The organism is Vibrio tritonius (assembly GCF_001547935.1).
Lineage (GTDB): Bacteria > Pseudomonadota > Gammaproteobacteria > Enterobacterales > Vibrionaceae > Vibrio > Vibrio tritonius.
In genome coordinates, this window is record NZ_AP014635.1 from 2025257 (window position 1) to 2048301 (window position 23045).

General features: G+C 42.7%; 22 protein-coding genes. 14 read left to right on the top strand and 8 right to left on the bottom strand.

All coding sequences use genetic code 11. The features are described 5' to 3' along the window. Positions 1 to 506 precede the first annotated feature (506 nt). From JCM16456_RS08920 to JCM16456_RS08960, 9 genes are read left to right on the top strand one after another with little or no spacing between them, the layout of a single operon-like run. A complete protein-coding gene (locus JCM16456_RS08920; protein ID WP_068713883.1) occupies positions 507 to 1901 on the top strand; it encodes a TIGR03013 family XrtA/PEP-CTERM system glycosyltransferase in 1395 nt (464 codons plus the stop codon). 53 nt (positions 1902 to 1954) lie between these two features. Next, entirely contained in the window at positions 1955 to 2824 is an 870-nt protein-coding gene (locus JCM16456_RS08925; protein ID WP_068713884.1) for an XrtA system polysaccharide deacetylase, read from the top strand. Next, a complete protein-coding gene (locus JCM16456_RS08930) occupies positions 2802 to 3845 on the top strand; it encodes a FemAB family XrtA/PEP-CTERM system-associated protein (RefSeq protein WP_068715998.1) in 1044 nt (347 codons plus the stop codon). Before JCM16456_RS08925 ends, JCM16456_RS08930 begins: the two co-directional genes overlap by 23 nt. A 4-nt stretch (positions 3846 to 3849) precedes the next feature. Further along, entirely contained in the window at positions 3850 to 5073 is a 1224-nt protein-coding gene (locus JCM16456_RS08935; protein ID WP_068713885.1) for a TIGR03087 family PEP-CTERM/XrtA system glycosyltransferase, read from the top strand. Continuing rightward, positions 5066 to 6496, top strand: a complete 1431-nt coding sequence (xrtA, locus tag JCM16456_RS08940) for an exosortase A (protein WP_068713886.1) — start codon at positions 5066 to 5068, stop codon at positions 6494 to 6496. The genes JCM16456_RS08935 and xrtA overlap by 8 nt, the downstream gene beginning before the upstream one ends. 16 nt (positions 6497 to 6512) lie before the next feature. Continuing rightward, positions 6513 to 8396: an XrtA/PEP-CTERM system amidotransferase gene (locus JCM16456_RS08945; protein ID WP_068713887.1), complete on the top strand. Its 1884-nt coding sequence runs from the start codon at positions 6513 to 6515 to the stop codon at positions 8394 to 8396. 2 nt (positions 8397 to 8398) lie between these two features. Continuing rightward, positions 8399 to 9619: a glycosyltransferase family 4 protein gene (locus tag JCM16456_RS08950; protein WP_068713888.1), complete on the top strand. Its 1221-nt coding sequence runs from the start codon at positions 8399 to 8401 to the stop codon at positions 9617 to 9619. After that, the gene (locus JCM16456_RS08955) at positions 9616 to 10776 is read left to right on the top strand and encodes a glycosyltransferase family 4 protein (RefSeq protein ID WP_068713889.1); all 1161 of its coding nucleotides are present in this window, start codon (positions 9616 to 9618) and stop codon (positions 10774 to 10776) included. Before JCM16456_RS08950 ends, JCM16456_RS08955 begins: the two co-directional genes overlap by 4 nt. Next, the gene (locus JCM16456_RS08960) at positions 10766 to 11605 is read left to right on the top strand and encodes a polysaccharide pyruvyl transferase family protein (RefSeq protein WP_068713890.1); all 840 of its coding nucleotides are present in this window, start codon (positions 10766 to 10768) and stop codon (positions 11603 to 11605) included. Before JCM16456_RS08955 ends, JCM16456_RS08960 begins: the two co-directional genes overlap by 11 nt. 147 nt (positions 11606 to 11752) lie before the next feature. On the opposite strand, the gene JCM16456_RS08965 is transcribed toward JCM16456_RS08960, so the two are convergent. Then, a complete protein-coding gene (locus JCM16456_RS08965) occupies positions 11753 to 12229 on the bottom strand; it encodes a GNAT family N-acetyltransferase (protein ID WP_197655202.1) in 477 nt (158 codons plus the stop codon). Positions 12230 to 12324: 95 nt separating this feature from the next. Here JCM16456_RS08965 and JCM16456_RS08970 point away from each other — a divergent pair, with 95 nt between their 5' ends. The 4 genes from JCM16456_RS08970 to tnpC all read left to right on the top strand — a co-directional run bounded on the left by JCM16456_RS08970 (position 12325) and on the right by tnpC (position 15638). Then, positions 12325 to 13242, top strand: coding sequence for a LysR family transcriptional regulator (locus JCM16456_RS08970; protein WP_231894401.1), 918 nt, complete (start codon positions 12325 to 12327; stop codon positions 13240 to 13242). Positions 13243 to 13354: 112 nt separating this feature from the next. Beyond that, positions 13355 to 13675, top strand: a complete 321-nt coding sequence (gene tnpA, locus JCM16456_RS08975) for an IS66 family insertion sequence element accessory protein TnpA (protein ID WP_068713891.1) — start codon at positions 13355 to 13357, stop codon at positions 13673 to 13675. Beyond that, the gene (gene tnpB / locus JCM16456_RS08980; RefSeq protein ID WP_068713892.1) at positions 13672 to 14025 is read left to right on the top strand and encodes an IS66 family insertion sequence element accessory protein TnpB; all 354 of its coding nucleotides are present in this window, start codon (positions 13672 to 13674) and stop codon (positions 14023 to 14025) included. Before tnpA ends, tnpB begins: the two co-directional genes overlap by 4 nt. Positions 14026 to 14084: 59 nt before the next feature. Beyond that, the gene (tnpC, locus tag JCM16456_RS08985; RefSeq protein ID WP_068713893.1) at positions 14085 to 15638 is read left to right on the top strand and encodes an IS66 family transposase; all 1554 of its coding nucleotides are present in this window, start codon (positions 14085 to 14087) and stop codon (positions 15636 to 15638) included. A 523-nt stretch (positions 15639 to 16161) separates the two neighbouring features. On the opposite strand, the gene JCM16456_RS08990 is transcribed toward tnpC, so the two are convergent. Next, a complete protein-coding gene (locus JCM16456_RS08990; protein WP_068713894.1) occupies positions 16162 to 17526 on the bottom strand; it encodes an MATE family efflux transporter in 1365 nt (454 codons plus the stop codon). A gap of 96 nt (positions 17527 to 17622) precedes the next feature. On the opposite strand from JCM16456_RS08990, the gene JCM16456_RS08995 reads away from it, so the two are divergent. After that, on the top strand, positions 17623 to 18540 hold the full coding sequence (locus JCM16456_RS08995; RefSeq protein ID WP_068713895.1) for a LysR family transcriptional regulator: 918 nt from the start codon (positions 17623 to 17625) through the stop codon (positions 18538 to 18540). Between the two features lie 85 nt (positions 18541 to 18625). Here the strand turns inward: JCM16456_RS08995 and JCM16456_RS24470 are convergent, their stop codons facing one another. The 6 genes from JCM16456_RS24470 to JCM16456_RS09020 form a co-directional block, all read right to left on the bottom strand. Beyond that, on the bottom strand, positions 18626 to 18769 hold the full coding sequence (locus tag JCM16456_RS24470) for an SMR family transporter (RefSeq protein ID WP_082712271.1): 144 nt from the start codon (positions 18767 to 18769) through the stop codon (positions 18626 to 18628). After that, a complete protein-coding gene (locus JCM16456_RS09000) occupies positions 18766 to 19659 on the bottom strand; it encodes a dihydrodipicolinate synthase family protein (RefSeq protein WP_068713896.1) in 894 nt (297 codons plus the stop codon). The genes JCM16456_RS24470 and JCM16456_RS09000 overlap by 4 nt, the downstream gene beginning before the upstream one ends. 249 nt (positions 19660 to 19908) lie before the next feature. Continuing rightward, entirely contained in the window at positions 19909 to 20541 is a 633-nt protein-coding gene (locus JCM16456_RS09005; RefSeq protein WP_068713897.1) for a hypothetical protein, read from the bottom strand. A 258-nt stretch (positions 20542 to 20799) separates the two neighbouring features. Next, a complete protein-coding gene (locus tag JCM16456_RS09010) occupies positions 20800 to 21399 on the bottom strand; it encodes a cysteine hydrolase (protein WP_068713898.1) in 600 nt (199 codons plus the stop codon). 71 nt (positions 21400 to 21470) lie between these two features. Then, positions 21471 to 21998: a Crp/Fnr family transcriptional regulator gene (locus JCM16456_RS09015; RefSeq protein ID WP_162266535.1), complete on the bottom strand. Its 528-nt coding sequence runs from the start codon at positions 21996 to 21998 to the stop codon at positions 21471 to 21473. Positions 21999 to 22233: 235 nt separating this feature from the next. Then, on the bottom strand, positions 22234 to 22827 hold the full coding sequence (locus JCM16456_RS09020) for a glutathione S-transferase family protein (protein ID WP_068713900.1): 594 nt from the start codon (positions 22825 to 22827) through the stop codon (positions 22234 to 22236). Positions 22828 to 23045 lie beyond the last annotated feature (218 nt).

Genomic DNA, 23045 nt, shown 5'->3' on the forward strand with positions numbered 1-23045 from the left:
AATTATAAACAGCTATCTATTTATTTATCTTGGGTAATTTACCCAAGTGGTTAATAATCAAAACAACTGTTTCAATATTGAGACAATAGTTCATTGAATTACTAACCTTCTGAACTAGACTATCGAACGGTAATAATTTAACAAAAAGGTGAAGCATGTTTATAAATATAGACTACTATCTTGACCCGGCACGTAAATTAGGACAAAGTGATAAACAAAAGATAGCGTCAAAACCGGCTTAATTTATATATAACTTTACACGGCGCAAATAAAAACACAACTATCAATAACAATAAGAACACAGCTACAAAAAATGGAATAAGGCTATGATATTTAATTGAATTATTGCATCAGCGCCTTTTAAATTTTTAGTTGATTCAGAATGAGCAGAGAATGGCATTGTATTTAATTATCTATTTATAATTAGTCAGTTATATAATGCTAGAACATGAACGAGATGCACAATAAGCATCGGTTCAGTTTATCTCTGGAGCTAGGGATAAAAAATGAACAGCACACTTTTAAATGGCATAAAAGCCAGTAGCCTAGTGGTGATCATCACTGACTATATAGCCATAGTTGGCGCGTATTTCTTGTGCTACTACATGGTGAATTATTATTTATCATCACAGATCCACATAGTGATAGTTAATCAATGGGTTCAACCGATAATATTCGCAATAACCACCTCTATTTTTATACTCTCTGTTGGATTATACAATATAAAATTAAGAGCAACATTTTCTGGCATCGTTGTTAGAATATTTGTTTGCGTATTACTAGCTTATGTTATTGATAAATTAGTTTACTTATTGACAAGATTTAACCAACCAGAACATTTTGCAGAGTATTTCGCTATCATCACATTTTGTACGTTGGTCGTTACTCGTTATTTACTGAGTAAAACCGCCTACCAGCGCTTAGGTGAACGTAATATTCTGGTGTTAGGTTCAGGTGAACGAGCAAAAGTCATTGAACAATACATGCGACGTAAAACTGACCGAATTGGGTTGAACTTTATTGGTTTTATAGTCATGCAAGGTGACTCCACTGATGGGATAAAAAACGAGCAAAAACTGGTCCTTGAGGAACCTTTAGACGTATTTGCCGTTAAAAACCGTATTGATGAAATTGTTGTTGCTTGTGATGAACGCCGTAATGTATTGCCAAATGAGAGCCTCGCCATTTGTAAACGCCAAGGCATTAATATCAAAAATATTGTCGATTTTTTCGAGCATGAAACGGGCCAAGTTGTTGTTACCCAAGTTTATCCATCATGGATCATTTATGGACCAAGCCATCGGTACAATCAATTACATAAAACCTTAGATTGGCTGTTCAACGCCTGCATTGCACTCGCTATTTTCTTTATCACTTGGCCATTTATGCTCATCGCAATCTTGGCAATAAAAGTTGAAGATGGTTTCAGTGCTCCCGTTCTCTACTCCCAAACTCGAGTGGGGTTAGACGGTAAACTATTTTCAATCTACAAGTTTCGCAGCATGAGTCTTGATGCAGAAAAAGATGGCGCGAAATGGGCTCAAGCCGCAGACCCTCGAGTGACAAAAGTAGGCAACTTCTTACGCAAATACCGAATAGATGAATTACCCCAACTCTTTAATGTCCTAAAAGGTGATATGGGGTTTGTTGGTCCAAGACCTGAACGCCCTCAATTTACGAAACAATTTGAGATAGACATCCCCTTTTATAATCAACGCTACAGTGTACGCCCAGGTTTAACTGGTTGGGCACAGCTCAAGTACCCTTATGGCAGCAGCGAAAAAGACGCTATAGAAAAGCTTAAATACGACCTGTATTACATCAAATATCGTGGTTTTTTATTCGACCTATTAATCCTACTCCGGACCACTGAAGTAGTGCTATTTGGTAAGGGTCGTTAATTTACTGTGAGTATAGAAATGCAACATGTTGATAGCGCAAGGAGCAATGACTGATGAGTCAACGATGCAGCAATGCAATGACAGTAGATGTGGAAGATTATTTTCAAGTGGCTGCATTTGAAAACCAAGTTCAGTTTGCTGACTGGGGTAAAAAATATGAAGTACGCGTCGAGCGCAATACAGAACGTTTATTGGCGCTATTTGATGAACACCAAGCTAAAGCGACTTTTTTTGTTTTAGGCTGGGTGGCCGAGCATTGCCCACAACTCGTGAGAAGAATTGTTGAACAAGGTCATGAATTGGCTAGTCATGGCTATGCACATCAGCGAGCGAATACCCAATCTAGAAAGGTATTTCACGAAGATGTCTATCGAGCTAAATCCTTTTTAGAACAAACCAGCGGGGTCGCGGTTAAAGGCTATCGGGCACCGAGTTTCTCGGTAAATGCAGATAACGAATGGGTATTTGAAGTACTGGCGGAAGTCGGATTTACCTTTAGCAGTAGTACGTATCCCGTAAAACGAGACCTCTATGGCGCGCCCGATTGGCCCCGTCTGAAATATCGTCGTCCTGAAGGCATTATTGAGATTCCCTTACCCACCAACACCAGTACGGGATTCAAACTCCCTATTGGTGGTGGTGGCTTTTTTCGACTTTATCCTTATCAGATGAGTAAGTTATTGATCAATCGCTTTATTACTCAAACCGAACAGCCTTTCTGTTTTTATTTCCATCCTTGGGAAATAGATGCCCAGCAACCACGTATGCAAGGCATACCTATCAAATCTCGGTTTCGTCACTACTTAAATCTAGGTCGTATGGAACAACGTCTTGTCCATCTATTGAATGACTTTGAATGGAATACCGTCAGTCATGCCTATCAACTCAATGGCTTATCAAATGAACAAAACAATTTTAATTAAACCTCTTGCTGAGGGTGAATATGCACGTTGGGACCAGTATGTTGACAATCATCACGAAGGTAGTTTTTTTCACTTATCGGGGTGGATTCGCATTGTTACTCAAGTATTCCATCACCGCCCACACTATTTGATGGCAATGATGGGTGACAAACTCGTTGGGGTGTTACCTCTGGTTGAACAACGAAGTCTATTGTTTGGTCATGCTTTAATATCGACGCCATTTTGCGTCTATGGAGGCGCAATTGCAGACAATGATGAAATTCGTTTTAAGTTAGAATCAGAAGCTTATCTATTAGGTTGTGAACTCAAAGTCGACTATGTAGAACTGCGAGATCGCTACGCACATGAATCCAAAGAGCTCTGGCAAGCACACTGTCACCACTCAACATTTTCTTGTCCTATTGCCGATAAGCCAGAGACCATTCTTACCTCAATTAAACGTAAACAACGTGCTGTAGTGCGTCATTCTCTCGCAAATGAACTGAGTTGGGATAACCAAGATAATCCCGATCTTTGTTATGACGTTTATGCCGAAAGCGTGCGAAACCTTGGCACTCCGGTATTTGATAAAAAACTGTTTCGCACTTTAAAAGAGACTTTCGGCGAGCGCTGTAACACCCTTATTGTCCGAGATAAACATAACCACCCCGTCTCCAGTGTGTTGAGCTTCTATTACAAAGACACCGTTTTGCCCTACTACGGCGGCGGCAAATTTGAAGCACGAGAACTGAAAAGTTATGACTATATGTACTATCAGTTGATGTGTATCGCTCGGGAAAAAGGAATAACTCAATTCGATTTTGGCCGGAGCAAGCACGACTCTGGCTCATACAGCTACAAGAAAAATTGGGGTATGCAGGAAGAACCCTTGCACTACAAAGTTGCGTTAGTAACCAGTAATTCGCTGCCGAACCTATCACCTAACAATCCTAAATATAAGCTTTTTATCAATCTATGGAAGCGCATGCCGCTGAGTGTCAGTCGTGCTATTGGCCCTAATCTATCGAAATATCTTGGGTGATCGTATGAAAGAGAAACTGCTATATCTGTGTCATCGGATTCCTTTTCCTGCCAACAAAGGCGATAAGATTACCACCTGTAATACCCTCAAATTTTTGAGCCAACATTACGATATCTACCTTGGATGTTTTATCGATGACCCTTTTGACCATCGTTATATCAGCGATGTTGAGAGTTACTGTAAAGAGACGCTGTTTATCGATCTCAATACACAGCTAGCCAAGGTGAAAGGGCTTAAAGCGTTTCTTACCGGCAACCCCATCACTTTGCCCTACTATTACCACCCAAAGATGCAGAAGTGGGTACAAGATACCGTGCGTACCCAACAAATTCATAAAGCCTTTATTTACTCAGGCTGCATGGCGCAATACGTGCTAGGCAACGAAATGAGCTCGCTGCATAAAGTGATTCAGTTCGCCGACATCGATTCAGATAAGTGGCGTCAATACGCAGAAAAAACGCGTGGAATCATGCATTGGATTTACCAACGTGAACACCGAACGCTGGCCAAGTTTGAACGTTATGTCGCTGGTAAGTTTGCTGTAAGCTGCTTTATTTCCGATAACGAAACCCAATTGTTTCGCGAGATGGTAGCGGACAAACCCGCCTTACATGATCATATTCAAACGCTGAGCAATGGCATCGACTGCGATTTTTTTTCACCTCATGCAAAAACGCAACTAGATGAAGACTACCCATTAGCACAACAAAACTACGTTATTTTTACTGGAGCGATGAACTACTGGGCCAATGCGGATGCGGTCACTTGGTTTGTTGAAACCATCTGGCCGAAGGTACATCAAGCCTTACCCGACAGTAAATTTTACATCGTTGGTTCATCACCCACCAAAGAAGTTCAAGAGTTACAACATATTCCCGGTGTCGTAGTCACAGGACGAGTAGAAGATGTGAGACCGTATTTGCATCACGCCAAAGCTGCTGTTGCCCCCATGCAAATAGCTCGAGGCATTCAAAACAAAATTTTGGAAGCGATGGCAATGGAAAAACCGGTGCTCACAACAGGGCTCGGCATTGAAGGTATCGAAGAGTATCCTGAGAAAGATGTGTTTGTCTCCGACTCTCCCCAAGAGATAGTGTCGTGGGTGACTAACAAGCTGACCGATAATATCTATCAAGCAACGCAATCACGCACTTGGTTGGAATCGACCTACAGTTGGCCTGCCAAACTTAATCCGCTGCTGGGTTATTTAGGATCTCACCATGATTAAGAAAGGGATTTTGAGGTTTGGGCTACCGTTAATGGCATGGGGAGCACTGTTTTACCCGTCATTAGCCAACATGGTGGGAGTATGGGGACAATCTAAAACCTACGAACACTGTTATCTCATTATTCCGATCTGCATTTGGCTATTGTGGCAAAAGAAAGATCAATTGCACCAAGTATCGATAACTACAGCACGACTTCCTGCCATATTGCTGATATTTCCATTAACGCTATGGGTTATTGGTAAGGCAACTAATATCGCATTTTTTGAACATGTTGCAGCTATTACCAGCCTGCAACTGATTATTTGGTCCTTGATTGGTACGCCAGCCACTAAAAACACACTTTTTGTTCTCTGCTATTTATGGTTTCTGATTCCATTTGGAGAGGAATTAGTGCCATTTTTACAACAAATCACGGCAGATATGTCGGTTTTTTTAATTAGGTTGTTTGGTGTCCCTATCTATCGTGAAGGATTCTATTTAACGGTTCCCAGAGGGCAATTTGAAGTCGCTGAAGCGTGTTCAGGCATTCGCTTTCTCATCGCCAGCTTGGCACTTGGAACGCTTTTCTCCCACGTCTTTTTTCAAAAACAGTGGAAGTTTTGGTCGTTTGTGATCTTTTCATTTATTTTCCCAATCATTGCCAATGGGTTGCGCGTGTTTGGCATTATTATGATTGGTAATTTTATTGATATGAAATACGCATCAGGCGTTGACCATCTTGTCTATGGCTGGCTCTTTTTCAGCTTCATTACCGTATGTACTTTTTTTATTGCCTATACCATGCGCGACAAGGAGTTAACCACACTGCCCCCCACTACGGTCGAGACACCCACTGCACCATCACAATCGCGCCATGTTGCACAAATGCATGGGGTCATTATTCTGTTCATCGTGATTGCCTATGGTTGGGCTAGTGTTAGTGCAAAACCTGTTGTACCAGACGCAGTTGTGGTTCCAACATTACTCCCGAATAACTTTCGCGTGATTAGTGAATCACCATGGAAAATTCATTTTCCTCATGCGGACCATACCATAATGGCCATCGCTAACAATGGCGCCAGCGAATACTTCACTGCTCAGTACTTTAAAGGAAAAGAAAATGCTGAGCTCATTAGTAGCAGTAATAAATTCTACAGTGAAGATCTCTGGACACTCAGCCAAAAACGTACAATAACGGTCAATCAGCATCCTGCTCAGCAGCTTTCCTTGGTTAATAGCCTCGGTCAGTATCGGACCATCGTTTTCTGGTATCGAATTAACCAACACTATTCAGCTAATCCACTCAAAATAAAGCTCTGGGAGCTTTACTACCGGCTAAGTCGTCGACCGGTGATCTCTGAACTAGAAGCTTTTTCGAGCGTTTACCTTAATGCGGATGATTTAAACCAATCTATTGCTCAATCTGCAATGCAACCACTGTGAATAGGGAGAATTAACCATGTGTGGAATATCAGGTATTTTCAACATTCATCAAGCTCCTCCAGTGGACAAAGCGCTGTTGCAAAGTATCAACCGTTTGCAGAGCCATCGCGGCCCCGATGATGAAGGCTATTTCTTTGATCGCAATATTGGCCTTGCTCACCGACGCCTCTCCATTATCGACCTTTCGGGTGGTCATCAGCCGGTATTTAATGAAGCCCATTCGGTCTGCGTGGTGTTTAACGGTGAAATTTATAACTTCAAATCGTTAGTGACTGAACTGGTCAATTGTGGTCACCAGTTTGCCACCTTATCGGATACCGAAGTAATTGTGCATGCGTGGGAACAGTGGGGCGTGGAATGCCTATCTCGGTTTCAAGGGATGTTCTGTTTCGCCTTATGGGATCAAATGAGCCAGCAGCTCTTTGTCGCCCGTGATCGCCTCGGTAAAAAGCCTCTCTATTATGCGCAAACCGAGCGGGGTCAATTTATCTTTGGTTCCGAACTCAAGGTGTTAGTGGGCCATCCCGATGTGGACAAAACCTTACGTCACGAAGTGGCTGAAGAGTTTTTAATGTTTGGCTACCTACCCGACCCTTACACCGCGTACCAAAACATTTTCAAATTAGAACCCGCCCATTATCTGCTGCTCTCGCCGGGAAGCGCAGTTCGTCCCGTGGAATACTGGGACCTACCCACTCCGCAGGCGATTCAAACTTGGGATGAAACCCAGCAATCGTTGATTGATCATCTCAAAGCCGCAGTAAATATCCGCATGATGGCCGATGTGCCATTAGGTGCCTTTCTCTCTGGTGGCGTTGATTCCAGCGCAGTGGTTGCCATGATGGCGCACTATCAAAATGAGCCTATCAATACCTGCGCCATCGGTTTTAATGAAAGCCAATACGATGAAAGTGATTACGCCGCGCAAATCGCCAAGCGCTATGGCACCCATCACACGTTAAAAGTGGTCTCTGGTGATGAATATGACCTGATTGATAAATTGACCGATATCTACGATGAGCCCTTTGCTGATAGCTCCGCACTGCCTACTTATCGGGTGTGTGAATTAGCTCGTCAATCGGTGAAAGTGGCCTTAACGGGTGATGGCGGTGATGAAGTGTTTGCTGGATATCGTCGTTATCGCTTGCAGCTTGCCGAGCAACAATTGCGCGGCTCGCTGCCTTATGCGGTACGTAAACCGATCTTTGGTTTGCTGGGGAAAGTCTACCCGAAAGCCGACTGGGCACCGCAGTTTCTGCGCGCCAAAACCACCTTTCAATCTCTGGCAATGAATCCGATTGAAGCTTATGGCAACACCATGTCGCGGCTGCGTCACGATCAAAGAAAGGCGCTGTTTAGTACGCAATATACAAAGTCGCTTAATGGCTATTCGGGGCTTGAAATCATTAAACATCACGCACAAAAATCGCCTACGGACGACCCTTTAAAACGCATTCAATATCTGGATATCAAAACTTGGTTAGCCGGTGACATTCTTACCAAAATTGACCGAGCCAGCATGGCAAACTCGTTAGAAACCCGAGCGCCGCTGCTGGATCACAAGCTGATCGAATGGGCCTATTCGATTGCCAACAGCTCGAATATCCATGGCAATCAAGGCAAATACGCCTTCAAAAAAGCCCTCGAACCTTATGTTGACGAGAACATTCTGTATCGCCCCAAAATGGGCTTTAGTATTCCGATGGCGCAATGGTTTCGCGGACCACTACAAGAAAAGTTACGCCACACCGTGCTCTCAGAACGCATGTTCGATAGCGGTTATTTCAAACCAGAAGCGCTGAAACAGCTAGTGAGCAGCCATATCAGTGGGCGAAGTGATCATAGCGATGCGCTATGGTGTCTTTTGATGTTCGGTCAATTTTTAAATCGGCAGGCTTAGTGATGAAAATCCTCACAGTCACGACTCTTTTTCCCCATGTTAACAACCCCAAACATGGTGTTTTTATTGAAACGCGCTTAAGGCAGTTACGCCGTCAGTATCCCGATGTGGAGATCAAAGTGATCGCCCCGATCCCTTATTTTCCGTTCAAACACCCTCTGTTTGGTGATTATGCTCAGTACGCCAACGCGCCAGATTGTGAAGTGCGATTTGGTATGGAAGTGTATCATCCACGCTACTTTGTGGTACCTAAAATAGGCATGACACTCACACCGCAAACGCTGGCTTATACGGTATTACGCCAAGCCAAACGCTTGCTGGCAGAAGGCTTCAATTTCGATCTTATTGATGGTCACTATTTTTACCCTGATGGAGTGGCAATAGCCAAAGTCGCCAAAAAGTTGAACAAACCTTTTACCGTGACAGCCCGAGGAACGGACATCAATTTGATTCCCGAATTTACCAAACCAAGACGGCAGATGCAGCAAGTGTTCAAGCAGGCAAACCACACCATGGCGGTGTGTGAAGCACTGCGTCAAAGCATGATCAATTTAGGTGCCGAGCCGACTCATGTGTCGACTTTACGCAATGGGGTCGATCTCAATTTGTTTGCCTTTCAAGATGAGCACCAACAAAAGCTGCTACGACAAAAGCTTGCACTGCCTGAGCATTCTCCGGTCATCATATCAACTGGTCATTTGATCGAAAGAAAAGGTCACTATTTGGTGATTGACGCCGTGCAATCTCTCACCGATGTCACCTTACTCATCGCTGGAAGTGGCCCAGATGGTAAAACGTTGGAGCGTCAAGCACACAAAGCTGGCATAACCGAGCGCGTGCGGTTTTTGGGCAGTTTAAGCCAAACTGAATTAGCAGAATATTATGGCGCAGCGGATCTTTCCGTGCTTGCTTCAAGTCGCGAAGGTTGGGCTAACGTGCTCTTAGAATCCATGTCTTGTGGCACGCCTGTGGTGGCAACCAATATTTGGGGAACCCCCGAAGTGGTGCAAACGCTCGAGGCTGGCCGACTGGTTAAACGCACGGCCAATGATTTGCGCCAAGGCATTATTGACCTGTTGGACACCCTGCCAGTACGAAGCCAAACCCGAGCCTATGCCGAGCAATTTACTTGGCAAAGCACATCGAAGGCGCAGTATCGCATCTTCAATGCCATTGTGAACCATCAACCCATTCCCGTATTAACCGCTGAGACTGTGCAATGAAAATACTCTATCACCACCGCATCGCCTCTAAAGATGGACAGTATGTCCACGTGGAAGAGGTCATTAATGCTCTGACTCGTCAAGGACATGAGGTCATTTTGGTCGCACCTCAAATAGCGCAAACCGCCGATTTTGGTAGCGACGGCGGTTGGATGTCGAAACTGCGCGCCATGTTGCCGAAAGGATTGTCTGAACTAATGGAGTTTGGCTACGCGTTTTTGGCGTTTTTTAAGCTCTGCATGGCGATCAAACGCTATCAACCCGATGCGATTTATGAACGGTATAACCTATTTTTGCCCGCTGGGATTTGGGCGAAGACCCTGTTTCGCTTGCCTCTGTTACTGGAAGTGAACTCACCGCTGTACGATGAACGCAAGAAATATGGCGGCATCGCGCTCGAGAAATTTGCTAAGTGGACCGAGTATTATGCTTGGCGTCACGCCGACCACGTTTTGCCCGTTACAGAAGTGTTGGCTCACTATATTGAGCAAGCTGGTGTGCCGCGCGAGCGCATTACCGTGGTGCCTAATGGCATCGACCTAACTCGCTTTAGCACTCACTCATCTATCCCTCGTGATGCCAAGTTTGCCAACAAACGGGTGGTGGGTTTTGTTGGCTTTTGTCGTGAATGGCACCATCTTGACCAAGTGCTGGAGCTGATTGCTCAGCAAAATAATCCAGACCTCATGTTACTTATCATTGGCGACGGCCCCGTCATCAACGCACTTAAACAGCAAGCTAAGCAGCTCAATATGGAAGATAATTTCCACAGCACCGGACTGGTTGAACGCGATGCCATGCCCTATTGGTTGGCGCAATTTGATATTGCCCTACAACCCGCCGTTACCCCGTGGGCCTCGCCACTTAAGGTGCTGGAATATATGGTCAGCGGCAAAGCCATTATCGCCCCCAATACGCCCAATATTCGTGAACTGCTGAGCGACCAACACAACGCGCTACTGTTTGACGACCAGTACCCAGAAGCCTCCCTACTCGCCTGTTTAGAAACGCTCATCCAATCACCGCAGTTAATGCAACAGCTAGGTAATGCTGCGCAAAAAACTATTCAACAGCGCCAGTTAACCTGGGATGCCAACGCCGCAACCATAGTGCATGTACTTCGCGCACAAGCAGAGAGATCATCATATGCTCACTAAACTGGCTTATCGTTTAGCACAAACGATAAAATGTGAAGTAGAACTCGTAAAATACCATGCTCAACCCACCATTCCAGTTCGCTACTTTAGCGATGTGAAAAACTGGGGAGACTTACTTAACATTGATGTCATTGAATACATGACTCAAAAAAAGGTTATTCACTGTGCCATGGGACACCGCCTTCATATTTTAGGAATAGGTAGCGTGCTTGCTGCAGCCAATAGCAAAAGCGTGGTTTGGGGATCGGGATTTATTTCTGAGCAACAACAATTACAACAAAAACCGCATAGAATTTGCTCGGTGAGAGGTCCTCTTACTCGAGCCAAGCTGCTAGAGCAAGGGGTTCATTGTCCAAAGGTTTTTGGTGACCCTGCCCTTTTGTTGCCCGAGATTTATCCTTTAAAACCGCCCGCCAAAACAAAATACCGTTTAGGTCTTATTCCACATTACGAACACGCCACCCATCCATGGATAACCAGTGCACTGAATAATGAGGGAGTCACACTGATCGACATTCAACAATCTGACTCACCCACTTTTATTAGACAACTGCTGGAGTGCGATTGCATAGCATCTTCATCGCTACATGGACTGATTGCATCCGACGCATATAACATCCCAAATTGCCGACTCATTTTTAATGAAATGCGTTCATTTAAGTTTGATGATTACTATGCTGGCGTCGGTATTACTGACTACCCGTCTATTCACATGGATAACGATTCGCAATTGAGCGTAGAGGAACTTATCAAAACCTGCACCGTAAAACAGCTCGACTTTGATGTAACAAAACTAAAAGACGCCTTTCCAAGAGAACTTTTTAGTTAAGCCTGATTGTTGATAACACACGGCTTGGTTTTGGACCGATTCTGTCACGGACAAGAACAATTTAAATTCGGCTCGAATGCGAAAATCTATGCTGAAACTATATCCTTGAGGTTAATTCCGATAAATTACTACACCAGAGTCTATTCACTACTTTAATGCAAAATTATGTAGAGCTTCTCCGGTTAAGCGATAAATTCGCCACTCAGATTGCTCTTCTGCACCAATGTGATGATAGAAATCTATAGCTGGCTGATTCCAATATAAAACAGACCATTCAAAGCGACCGCATCCTTTTTGAATAGCTTTATTAGCTAGTGTTTTCATTAGTAATTTCCCCGCACCAGAAGAACGGTAGGACGGAGTCACGTACAAATCTTCGAGATAAAGGCCGTTTTTCCCCAACCAAGTGGAATAATTATAAAAATAGACTGCGTAGCCTACGGGGCTGTTATCAACCTCACAGATAATGGCCTTTGCCGTAGAATGCTCACTAAACAAGCTTGAAACAATATCTTCTTCAGTTGCGTTAACGCAATGTAGCGCTTCTTCGTATTCAGCTAACTCTTTAATAAAATGTAAAATAACGCTTGCATCTGTTTGTTTTGCTGGTCGGATATTCATCATATTTTAGGGCCTTATATACTGTAATGTTCGCAGTATACTGATTGACTTGATATGATTTAAGTGCATTGTTTGCATCATTAACCTGTATTATATTCATGATGAAATTTGAAAATATCGACCTTAATCTAATGAAGGTCTTCTACTACATCTATAAAACACAATCTGTTCACCAAGCAGCAGACAAACTTAGCCTAAGCCAATCTGCATGCAGCCATAGTCTTTCTCGATTGAGAGAGCGTCTCAATGACGAACTATTTATTCGCATTAGTGGCAGAATGATACCGACTAAACAAGCAGAACTGCTCGCAGAATCCATTCTTCCAGCAATTGACTTATTATATTCAGGGCTCAAAAGTGCCATTCCTTTTAATCCAAGTGTTGGTCAGCATCACTTCGTGATTTCCGGTTATGACTTTAGCGCCTGGTGTTTAATGCCCAAGTTAACCGCTCATCTCGCTAAATCGTTTCCTAATATCAGCGTTCGATTTGTACAAAGTGGAGAGCAAATACCAGCTAAGCAACTCGAATCAGGAGAAATTGATATCTCGCTTGGTTTTGATCATGAGACTGAACAATCAAGTCATATAGGAAATGCAACCTGGTTGTGCGGGAAATATAGTATTGCGATGGACAACCAACACGAAGTGTTGAGAAACAATGTCTCGCTTGGGCTAAAAGCGTTTCTGAATTATCCGCATATCCTCGTAACCCCCTGGAACGAACAACGCGGTATTGTTGACTGTACTCTTGGTAAGTTAAACAAGAAAAGAAATGTCGCCATTACATTACCAAGTGTTCTTAGTGCTCCCTACTTACTCAAAAATACAGATTATTTTCTCGCGATTCCTAAAATATATATAAAAACATTAGCGGATACTTTGCAATTAGCCTATGTAGATCCCCCATTCCCAATACCGGATTACCAAATAAAATTCTATTGGCATAAGGTCAGGGAGACAGAGCCTAAAGTAAACTGGTTGATTAAACTATTACTTAGCCTATCGTGCGCTTGATTTTTAAACTAGCGATATCAATAAGATAGATTGTAAGCGCACCACAAACCCCACATTCTAAACAGGCTTTGCCCACTCTATGATCACATCTCCAATCCAAAGGAGATGTGACATGAATAAACGACGCACCGACCAAGAATGGCTTTCGCTGATTGAGCAATGCCAAGCCAGTTCGCTCACACAACAAGCTTTTTGCCAAAAACACGACATTAGCGTATCGACGTTTTACGCTAAGCGGCAGCAGTTGAGTGTTAACCCATCCCCAACTCAGAGTGGCTTCGTTAAGGCCGAAATTATTGAAAAAACCACCTGTCGCAAGGTGACCCAGACGTGGGTAGCCAACATGACTTTGATGGTAAATAACGTCGAATTGAGTATTCCTCAAGGCACGCCACCACACTATCTTGCAGAGTTGATTGGAGCCTTGTCATGAAACGCATGATGACCGCGCCAGTGGTGTATTTATACCGTGAGTTTGTCGATTTCAGAAAATCTATCAATGGTCTGGCGCTGTTGATTGAATCTGAAACCGACCTCGAATTGGGCTCAGGGGCTTTGTTCCTCTTCACCAATAAACAACGCGATAAAATCAAAGTTCTGTATTGGGACCAAACGGGTTATGCGCTCTGGTATAAACGCCTCGAAAAAGCCAAGTTTAAGTGGCCAACACAAGAGAAAAACACGGTGTTTACCTTAACGCAATTTGACCTCGACAGGCTGCTTTCTGGCTTCACAATAATCGGCCATAAACCGGTAAAAATCGACAGTTTTACAATGGGTTAATGGCAAAAAAAGTCAGATAAACCAAGCCTTTTTTATCGGTATAAAGTACAATAACCACCATGAAAAAGACGACCCCCGACATCAATCCAGACAGCCAAAACATCGCGGAACTTCAAGCGATGGTGAAGGCGTTGATGTCTGAGCAAGCCGCTTGGCAGCAAAAAGAATCGCAGTGGCAACAAGAGCGCCAATCCTTAATTGAGCAGTTCAAACTGGCACTTGACCGTCAGTTCGCCAAACGCTCTGAAGCGTTAAAACCGTATAACGAAGCTCAGGGCGACTTCTTTAATGAAGTGGAATGCGAAGCGGAGAACGTCGAGGAAGAAGTGGTGACCACGACGACCACAACAAAGCGCCGTGGTAAACGCAAGTCATTACCGAAAGACTTACCTCGCGAAACCGTGGTGCTTGACCTGGATGAGCACGATAAAAATTGTCCTTGCTGCCAGCATTCTCTGCATCAAATCGGGGAAGACCGTAGCGAGAAACTGGAGTTCACGCCTGCAGTCCTCAAAGTTATCGAATACGTTCGTCCTAAATACGCGTGCCGTCATTGTGAGCAACACAGTGAGACTAACCCAGTTCACCAACAGCCAGCACCCGAGAGCATTATCCCGAAAAGCTTCGCCACAGAAAGCTTGCTGGCCAATATCATCTTGGGTAAATACCAGTACGCATTGCCGCTTTATCGACAAGAAACCTTGTTCACGCAATCGGGTATCGATTTATCAAGAACCACTATGGCTCGCTGGGTTATCCAAGTCAGTGAGAAGTTCCAACCCTTGTACCAAGCCTTAAAAACGCACTTACTTGAGCAAGTGGTGGTTCATGCCGATGAAACCCCGTTGAATGTTCTTCAAGAAGAGAAGCGCAGTTACATGTGGCTTTACTGCTCAGGAGCTGACTCTCCGCAAGCTGGTTTACCGGATATGAAAAACATCGTCTTGTACGACTATCAAAACAGTCGCGCGAGAGCGTGCCCAATGGACTTCTTGGGAGATTACTCGGGTTACCTGCAAACTGATGGTTATGCGGCGTACGATGGTCTCACTCAAGTGACGAATGTTGGTTGCTTCGCTCATGCTCGCCGTAAGTTCATGGAGGCAAAAAAGATTCAGGGAAAAGGCAAGACTGGGAAAGTGGATATCGCGCTAGCAAAAATCCAAAAACTCTATGCGCTTGAAGCTCGCTTAAAACAGTCGTCAGCTGAAGAGCGTTGGTCAGAAAGACAAACACACGCCAAACCAATATTGGACGACCTGTATCAATGGCTCACGACACAGAAAGTGTTCGAATCCAGCCCACTGGGTAAAGCGATTAAATACACCTTGGGTCAATGGCCAAAGTTGGTGCGTTATGTGGATGATGGGCACTTATCCATCGACAACAATCGAGCAGAACGTGCGATAAAATCAATGGTCATTGGCCGAAAAAATTGGCTCTTCGCCAACACATCAAAAGGTGCTGATGCTAGCGCATTACTCTATAGCATCATCGAGACGGCTAAAGCCAATGGGCTCATTCTCTACGATTACATGGTCAAGTGCATGAAAGAGCTGGCGAAAGCAGAGCCCGACATTGACTCACTTCTTCCGTGGAACTTCTCACATTAAAACGCCCCGTGTGTTCATGGGGCGCTTACGATAGATTCACTATAATGAGAAAAACAATCCGAATATCAGCGTAAAAAAGCTGTGTTAATTTTATTGTATAAAAAGATTAGGAACACAAACGTGTCATTCGTGATCGTGCTAGCACGGCTCTAGACGGAAACGTTTAGGACTGATGCTCTAAAGCGTTTCTGTCGATTAGGAAAAGTACCTTGAAACTTTAAGTGTTTGTCAGATTTGTGATTTCCACATCTTTAGATAATAACTTTCCGCGCCATTATCCACCGTTTCAGCCATTGTAAAACTCCGAGATAAATAGAACTCAGTGGCATTGTCATTTTGACTAAGGCACTTGAGATTTAAGCTTGCACACCTTGTTTGGCGAGCTCTAGTCGTTTTAACCCCGCACCGCCACTTAAGTTACGAGGACTCACAAACAGATAGTGGTATTTAATGGTGCGCTTCCTAGCTAATATGCATTAAGGCGCTTAATAATGAAGTCGTCGAATATTATGCTGACCCATAATCAATATGCGTCCTTTTTTTTATAAAACTTTCGTTTACTACTCACATCTCTCCAAAGTATCGGAATGATAATAAGCGACAAAACCAAATTCGATAGTGGCACACTTAACCAAATCCCATCAATTCCAAACCAGTTAGGTAGAAAATATAGGAAAGGCAGCTGAATCATCATGTTACAAACAGATATTGCCAATGCTTTTCCACCTTGATCTACTGAAACAAAATAGACCGATGCAACAAAGATAAAGCCATCTAACGCTAAACCAAGTAGATGTATTTTCATGCCATGAACGGCAGCCTCTAGAAGATTTGGGTCGCCTTGGCTAAAGAATCCAACAATGAAATCCGGAAACATATACAACACTATCACTACTACAATACCTAAGGTCACAACGGATTTTATTGCTATGGTTAATACTGAAATTACTTTATCCCCTTGCGTTGAGCCGAAGAAGTAACTCGCTAGTGGTTGCATACCATTCGCAATACCCTCTGCGGTAAGGTAGTAAATCACACCAATGTACACAATTACTGCAAATGCACCGACATGGACAGGAGTACCGTAGTGCAATAGCAGCTTGTTGTGAATAGCCGAAATAAAACTGAAATAGAAGAACATCAGCAGGCTTGATGAACCAAGAGTGATGCTTCGTATCGCCACTTTGCAATCGAAGTAGCAACCACTCAGTTTAAGACGTGTTTGAGCATACTTAGAAAAAAAATATTTCAAGGCAATGATTATCACAATGGATTGAGAAAGCAATGTCGCAATCGCGGCACCTTTAAGCTCTAGTCCCCAAACTCCTATAAATAGGTAGTCCAATGCAATGTTGATTAATGCTCCTATCGCCATTATTGCCGTCGCAGTGTTCGGGCTATTGTCATTACGAATAAGCATTGGCAATGCGGCTGAGACCACTGTAAATATCGCCCCCCAGGAAAATACCGACACATACTCAGCCCCAAGGCGAAGCACCTCGTTTTCAGCCCCTTGCAACTGCAACACATCTACGCCAAAAAAGTACACTATTATGGATATCAAGATTCCTAGAAAAACAGATAACCATAGACTGGTAGAAACGGTTAAGCGAGATTTCTCATAATTAGCTTCTCCGCGGGAGATCGATATTAAGCTCCCTCCGCCCATACCAATCATCATGCCCATTCCCGCGATAATACCTATCAATGGCCAAGCAAGGTTGACTCCTGCCAATCCTTGATAGCCAATATAGTGACCAACAAACATACCATCAACAATCTGATATAAGCCGTTGACAACCATCGCGGTGACAGAAGGTATCGCAAAACGCCAAAATACTTTAGCTATCGGCTCATTTGACATGATATTTTGTTCGCTGTTGTTCATTTTCTGCCTCAATGTATATTAACTAGAGGCATATTATGCTTGCTGGCAGGATTGGTGAAAGCTAATATCTATCCGATAATCGGATAGGTGAATAGAATGAATTGGACGCTAGATCAATTAGCTGCTTTTGTAACCTCAGCAAAAGCTGGCTCTTTTTCTGCCGCAGCTAGACGGCTTGGAAAGGCTCAATCACGCATTAGTACAGCAATTGCTAACTTAGAAGCGGATCTTGATATTGAACTTTTTGATCGTTCATCAAAACTACCCACGCTGACACCAGCCGGTAAAGAGATGTATAAGGAAGCGGAAGCTATATTACTTCAGTGTCAACGGCTAGATGCTCGTGCTTTTAGAGCCAGCAGTAGACAGGAGATATCTCTGACAATTGCAATGGATGAAGCTGTACCTATCGGTATATTTGAATGTTTTTTCGAGCAGTTTGCTAACAAGTTTCCTCTACTAAAGTTGACCATTATCAATGGTTCTCAAGAAGATATCGCCCAGTGGGTCGATGAAAAAAGAGCAGACTTAGGTATTCTGTTTCATGTTAATACCCTTCCTGACAGCCTTGACTTTGTCTCAATTGGGCAGTTCCAGCATTCACTTATCGTAAGTAAAAATCACCCACTTGCAGAATGCCCAGAACCGAGCCTGTCTGAACTTAATCAATATAAGCAGTTGGTAATTTGCGACCGTATGGGGAATTCCAAAGGTCAAACCATTTGCCCTGACCACTGGTTTATAGATAGTTATTATTATATCACTGCGCTAGTGATGAGAAACATTGGTTGGGCACTGGTGCCAGAGCACTTAGCCAAATATGAATTCTACTGTGATGATATCGTTGAACTAAGCACAAAATATATCCCCTTACCGCTACTTGTAGAAATGGGAGTGGTCAAACGAGTCGATAGAGGTGATAGTGACGTGATCAATTGGATTTATGAAAATATCTCAAACAAAAAATTACAACAATTTGCTAGTGACTTTGCTAAATTAACTACTCATGAATAACCACAAGTAAAGAAAACCCCTTAATTCAGAAGCCAATTTTTGCAGTAAGGGGCGATTTTTCTATATGAACTTATTCTATATGAACTTAGATTCTTGATAGTTTGATTAAAATAGTTATGAGTAATGGGATAAGTCGAGTAAAACCGGAAGAGTGCTTCACTATGCAAACTCGGACAATTTCAAGAAATCCAGCAATAAGAAGATAGAACCAAGGCATAATTAACATCATGATAATGCTAAATTATTAAGCAATGATGCTAGCTCTTTTCTTTCCTGCCCCTCTAATGCTCTAAGTGGTAAAGGCAAGCAAGGAGGCTTAACTAAGTTCTGAATCTCTGCCGCCGTAGCCACAACACGAAGGCTTCCTCCATTACGTTGGAACAGTTCCCACATCGGAGCTAAGCGTTTTGATAGACGCAAAGCTTCTTCTGCATCCCCTTTTTGCGCTGCTGCTGTGAGTGATTGAGCCACTTTAGGAAATAAGCCACCAATGACTGAATACCAAACGTCACATCCTGCGTTCAATCCAGTTGCAGCACAAGAATCGCCGCTAATACCTATGGATACATGCTTCGGAATTAAAGCACGAAGGCGGTTTACCCGGTCTAAAGCGGCTTGCGATTCCATTGGTACCCCAGGAATTTTTATTGACCTGACATTGGGTAACTGAGCGATACGCCCGTGCAGTTCATCACTGAAGTTAAAATGTGTCGTGCCCGGGTTATCGTAGACACACAGAGGCACCGATAACTTAGAAGTGACCACTTCATACAACTTATACACTTCATTTTCTGTCAACTTTTGATACGACATTGGCGCTAATAAAACCGCACTCGCACCAGCTGTTTGAGCATCTTCGGCGTTTAGAAGTACATCTCTTAGGCTTAAAGCGCTAATACCAACCATGACAGGTATTTTTTCAGCGTGTTGAACCGCTATCTGCGCGACTCTTTTTCGCTCTTCTCTTGCGAGGTAGGCATAGTTGCCAGTCGACCCCAATACCCCAATAGAATCCACCTCAGCATTAACCAAGCGCTGAATAAGACCTATAAACGCTTTTTCATCGACAGAATCATCGTACATTGGTGTTAATGGAAATGCAGAGAGTCCAAAAAACATAAAATTTACCTTTTGAAATAAAATGAGCTGCATGGAATAAAGTATTAGCGCGACGTTCTATATATATTGACTTATCAAGGTAAGGTAATACCGCTCATAACAAACGTTCAAGAAATTAACATACTTTTCCTAATCTGACTGAAACGCTATAGCGCATCAGTACTAAACGTTTCTGTCCAAAAACGTGCTAGGTTGACTTCGCCTAGCAAGAAGCAGCCCCATTGTTACCTGGGGCTAGTACTAAGCTTGTTAGGTATCTTCCATCGTATAACGCCAGAGATCATTAACGACACTAGTCATAGCTTCAACAATTTCAAGGACATACACTTGTGTAACTTCAAGGTGAACTCTAGCAAATTGATGCGAATTTAAATTGAGGTTTTTAGCAACAATTCTAAGTTGTTTACTATGTAGTTCTTCATCTAAATGCCCTGCATTGTGCACGATGACATTCCTAATATCTCTCGCTTCAATGACTTTGCTCCAAGAGAAAGTGCCAGTAGGGACTTCAATTTTAGCAACTTTACGCAAGTAGTTTTTTGCTCGCTCTAGACCTGAACCACTGTAGTCTTTTAAAGTACAACTCAAACCCTTTTCGAAATGAAAACTGTGGCACAACTGGTTAAGGTAGTCTTCAAAAAACGATACCAACATGAGCAAAAAGGATTGTTTCTGATATTGAGGAAAAACTTCATGGAAGTGCGCGCTTAAATCATTTCGATACTTGTACCTATCCCAGCAAATGAACTCATTCGTTTCTAAATCAGATTCGTTGTACTTGATTAATTCTTCAGACCAGTGGCGTTCTGATAGTTCGACAAAGATCCGAAACTTCTCTAAGTCAGACAGAAAATATAAAGAAACTTGATCAGTTTTCTGCATCTTACCTCCTGATTACTAACGTTTTTCACATGGCGCACAGCCACGCTTTATACATAGATAATGCGGTACTCACTTCGAAGGTTCAACATAAAATCAATAGATTAAAAAATCTAATGGGTTAGATCGCTTTATGTAGCATAACTTCTAGGTTTGCTGAACTTGGATAACTTTTAATAGGGAAAGATATGAATTAAGCAACAATCGGTCATACCTGCTGTAGCTCATTCGCCTGCCACTTCATGTCCTTGTCAGTTATCATCAAACTAAATCGCTAACTGATATTTCTTTACCAAAATGTTGAATCACGTGCCGACTAAAGTATTGCTTCTGCTCAATAGTAAAGGCTCCGGTGGCTTCAGTAACAACATACGTGTTATAACCTAAGTCATGTGCTTGTCGAAGTGTAGACTCGACACAAACGTGAGTAGCAAAGCCTATCAGTACAACATTATCTATCCCATTATTTCGTAGAAATATATCAAGATTACTCCCCGAAAATGCACTAGAACCGACGCTTTCGTTAATCAAGTGTTCGTTAGAAAGCGGTACAAAATCGGGATGTATTTCTCCCTGAAAGCCTAACCACGTTTTCTTTTCTGGAATGACATGCCGCATACCATACTTAGCTTTACCAAAAGCGAGATAGTTCATATCTGGTTGTAATGTCACATGAATAATGAAGAATCCCTTTTCTCGAGCTAATGAGAGTACAGTTTTTGAATGCAAAATAGCGTCTTCAAATTGTGCCAGATCCACAACCATATTATTACGTAAATACCCTTGTTTACTCACCCATTCATTTTGGTATTCAATCAACACCAAGGCTGTCTTTTCCGGGAATAAGTGGAATTCATCCATGTCTACGTTCCTTACTCAATTATTTTGAGGAAGAGAGTAAGACAGCGCGAAATGTAATTCCTTATCAAATGTTAAGAACGGGGCTTCAGACGAGAATAGGTTACCGGACTCATGCCCAGATAACTGGCTATGTGGTAATCGTTAATCCTGTTTATTACTTGTGGCTCATTGTCAATAATGTTACGTATCAACTGATTTTTATTGAGCGTAAGGAATCGATGTTCCCGCCGAATTTTTGTATCTACCAACCATTCAAGGTAGGTTAAATAAAAAGGTTGCCAAATATTCATAGCCACCAAATACTGTTTAAACTCAGTAAAAGGCATATGCAATACCAATGATGACTCGCAAGTAATAATCCCAAACAGACTAGACTGATTACGTGCAACCGGAGCGACTGGAAATACGATATTATCTTCAAAAAAGAACAACTTATTACTTTCTTCACCTTCAGGCGTTAAATAATAGCAACGAACTGCTCCCTGCTTAACAATCAGCACCTTGTCAAATTGGTCACCAATATTCAATATAGTTTGATCTTTATCTAACGTACTAGGACGAAAGCAGGAAACAAGATGATTAAGCTGAGCAGCGGTCATTCCTAAATCGGTTAACACTACTCTATATTTGGGATACCCCATAACTAACCTTTAAGAGAGGAACACAAAATTGGACATAAGATAAAATAACACATGATCTCATTTCAAAAATGTCATGAGCAAGAATTCTAACTCGTTTCGGGGCAGCTTCGAGCTAGGCGACGTCAATCTGGTACGCCCATGGTCACAAACGAGTCGAAACCAATTATATTCAGTTCTGTTACGACATTTCGACTTATGGTTCTGAAGCTACTACGCGTTCATTCTTTCTTATGTACGTTAAATGATTAGAGTAAAACTCATGTTCTCCACAACCATGTTGCAGTGCTTTCTTATATATAGAAGCTACAAAGATATCTGCTAGACTGAAATCGGCACCCACTGCATAACCAGACTGTTTACATAAGCTAGAACTTAAAGTATCAAGGCTCTTTATTATCCAATCACCACGGAGTCTTTGCTTTTCAACCTCATCAAGTTGTGGACGTAGAAACTTAAGTACTTTTCTATTTTGAGGAGAATGAATACTCGAATTAACATATTCACAAATACACCTAATGCGGGTCTTTTCGTTTAGATTTCTACTTAGTAACGGACATCTATCAAATCGTTCATCTAAGTATTCAGCAATAGCCATCGACTCAGAAAAAATAAAACCGTCAACTGATATAGACGGTACGTAACCAAATGGGTTTATAGCGAGGTAAGTTGTAGATAATTCATCTGAACTGACCTCAACTCTTTGGTATGGAATAGATTTGAAATTGAGCACCCATTCCACTCTTTCTGAGCTGTTTGAACCTTTGGCGCTGTAAAGAAAAATTTCCATATTTTCTCCTACTAATAAAAGATGTAGATATTTTATCTCATACTTAATGCATTAAATTCAGAGAATCGTTTAACATGCGAGATCTAGCAAGGTTTGGGGCATTTTCGTGCCAGCTAAGATCAATCTGACACGTTGATGGACAGAAACGCTTTAGGTCAATTGCTCTAATTAGTATCTGTCGATTAGGAAAAGTATGTTGAGGCCTTAGGCGTTTGTAA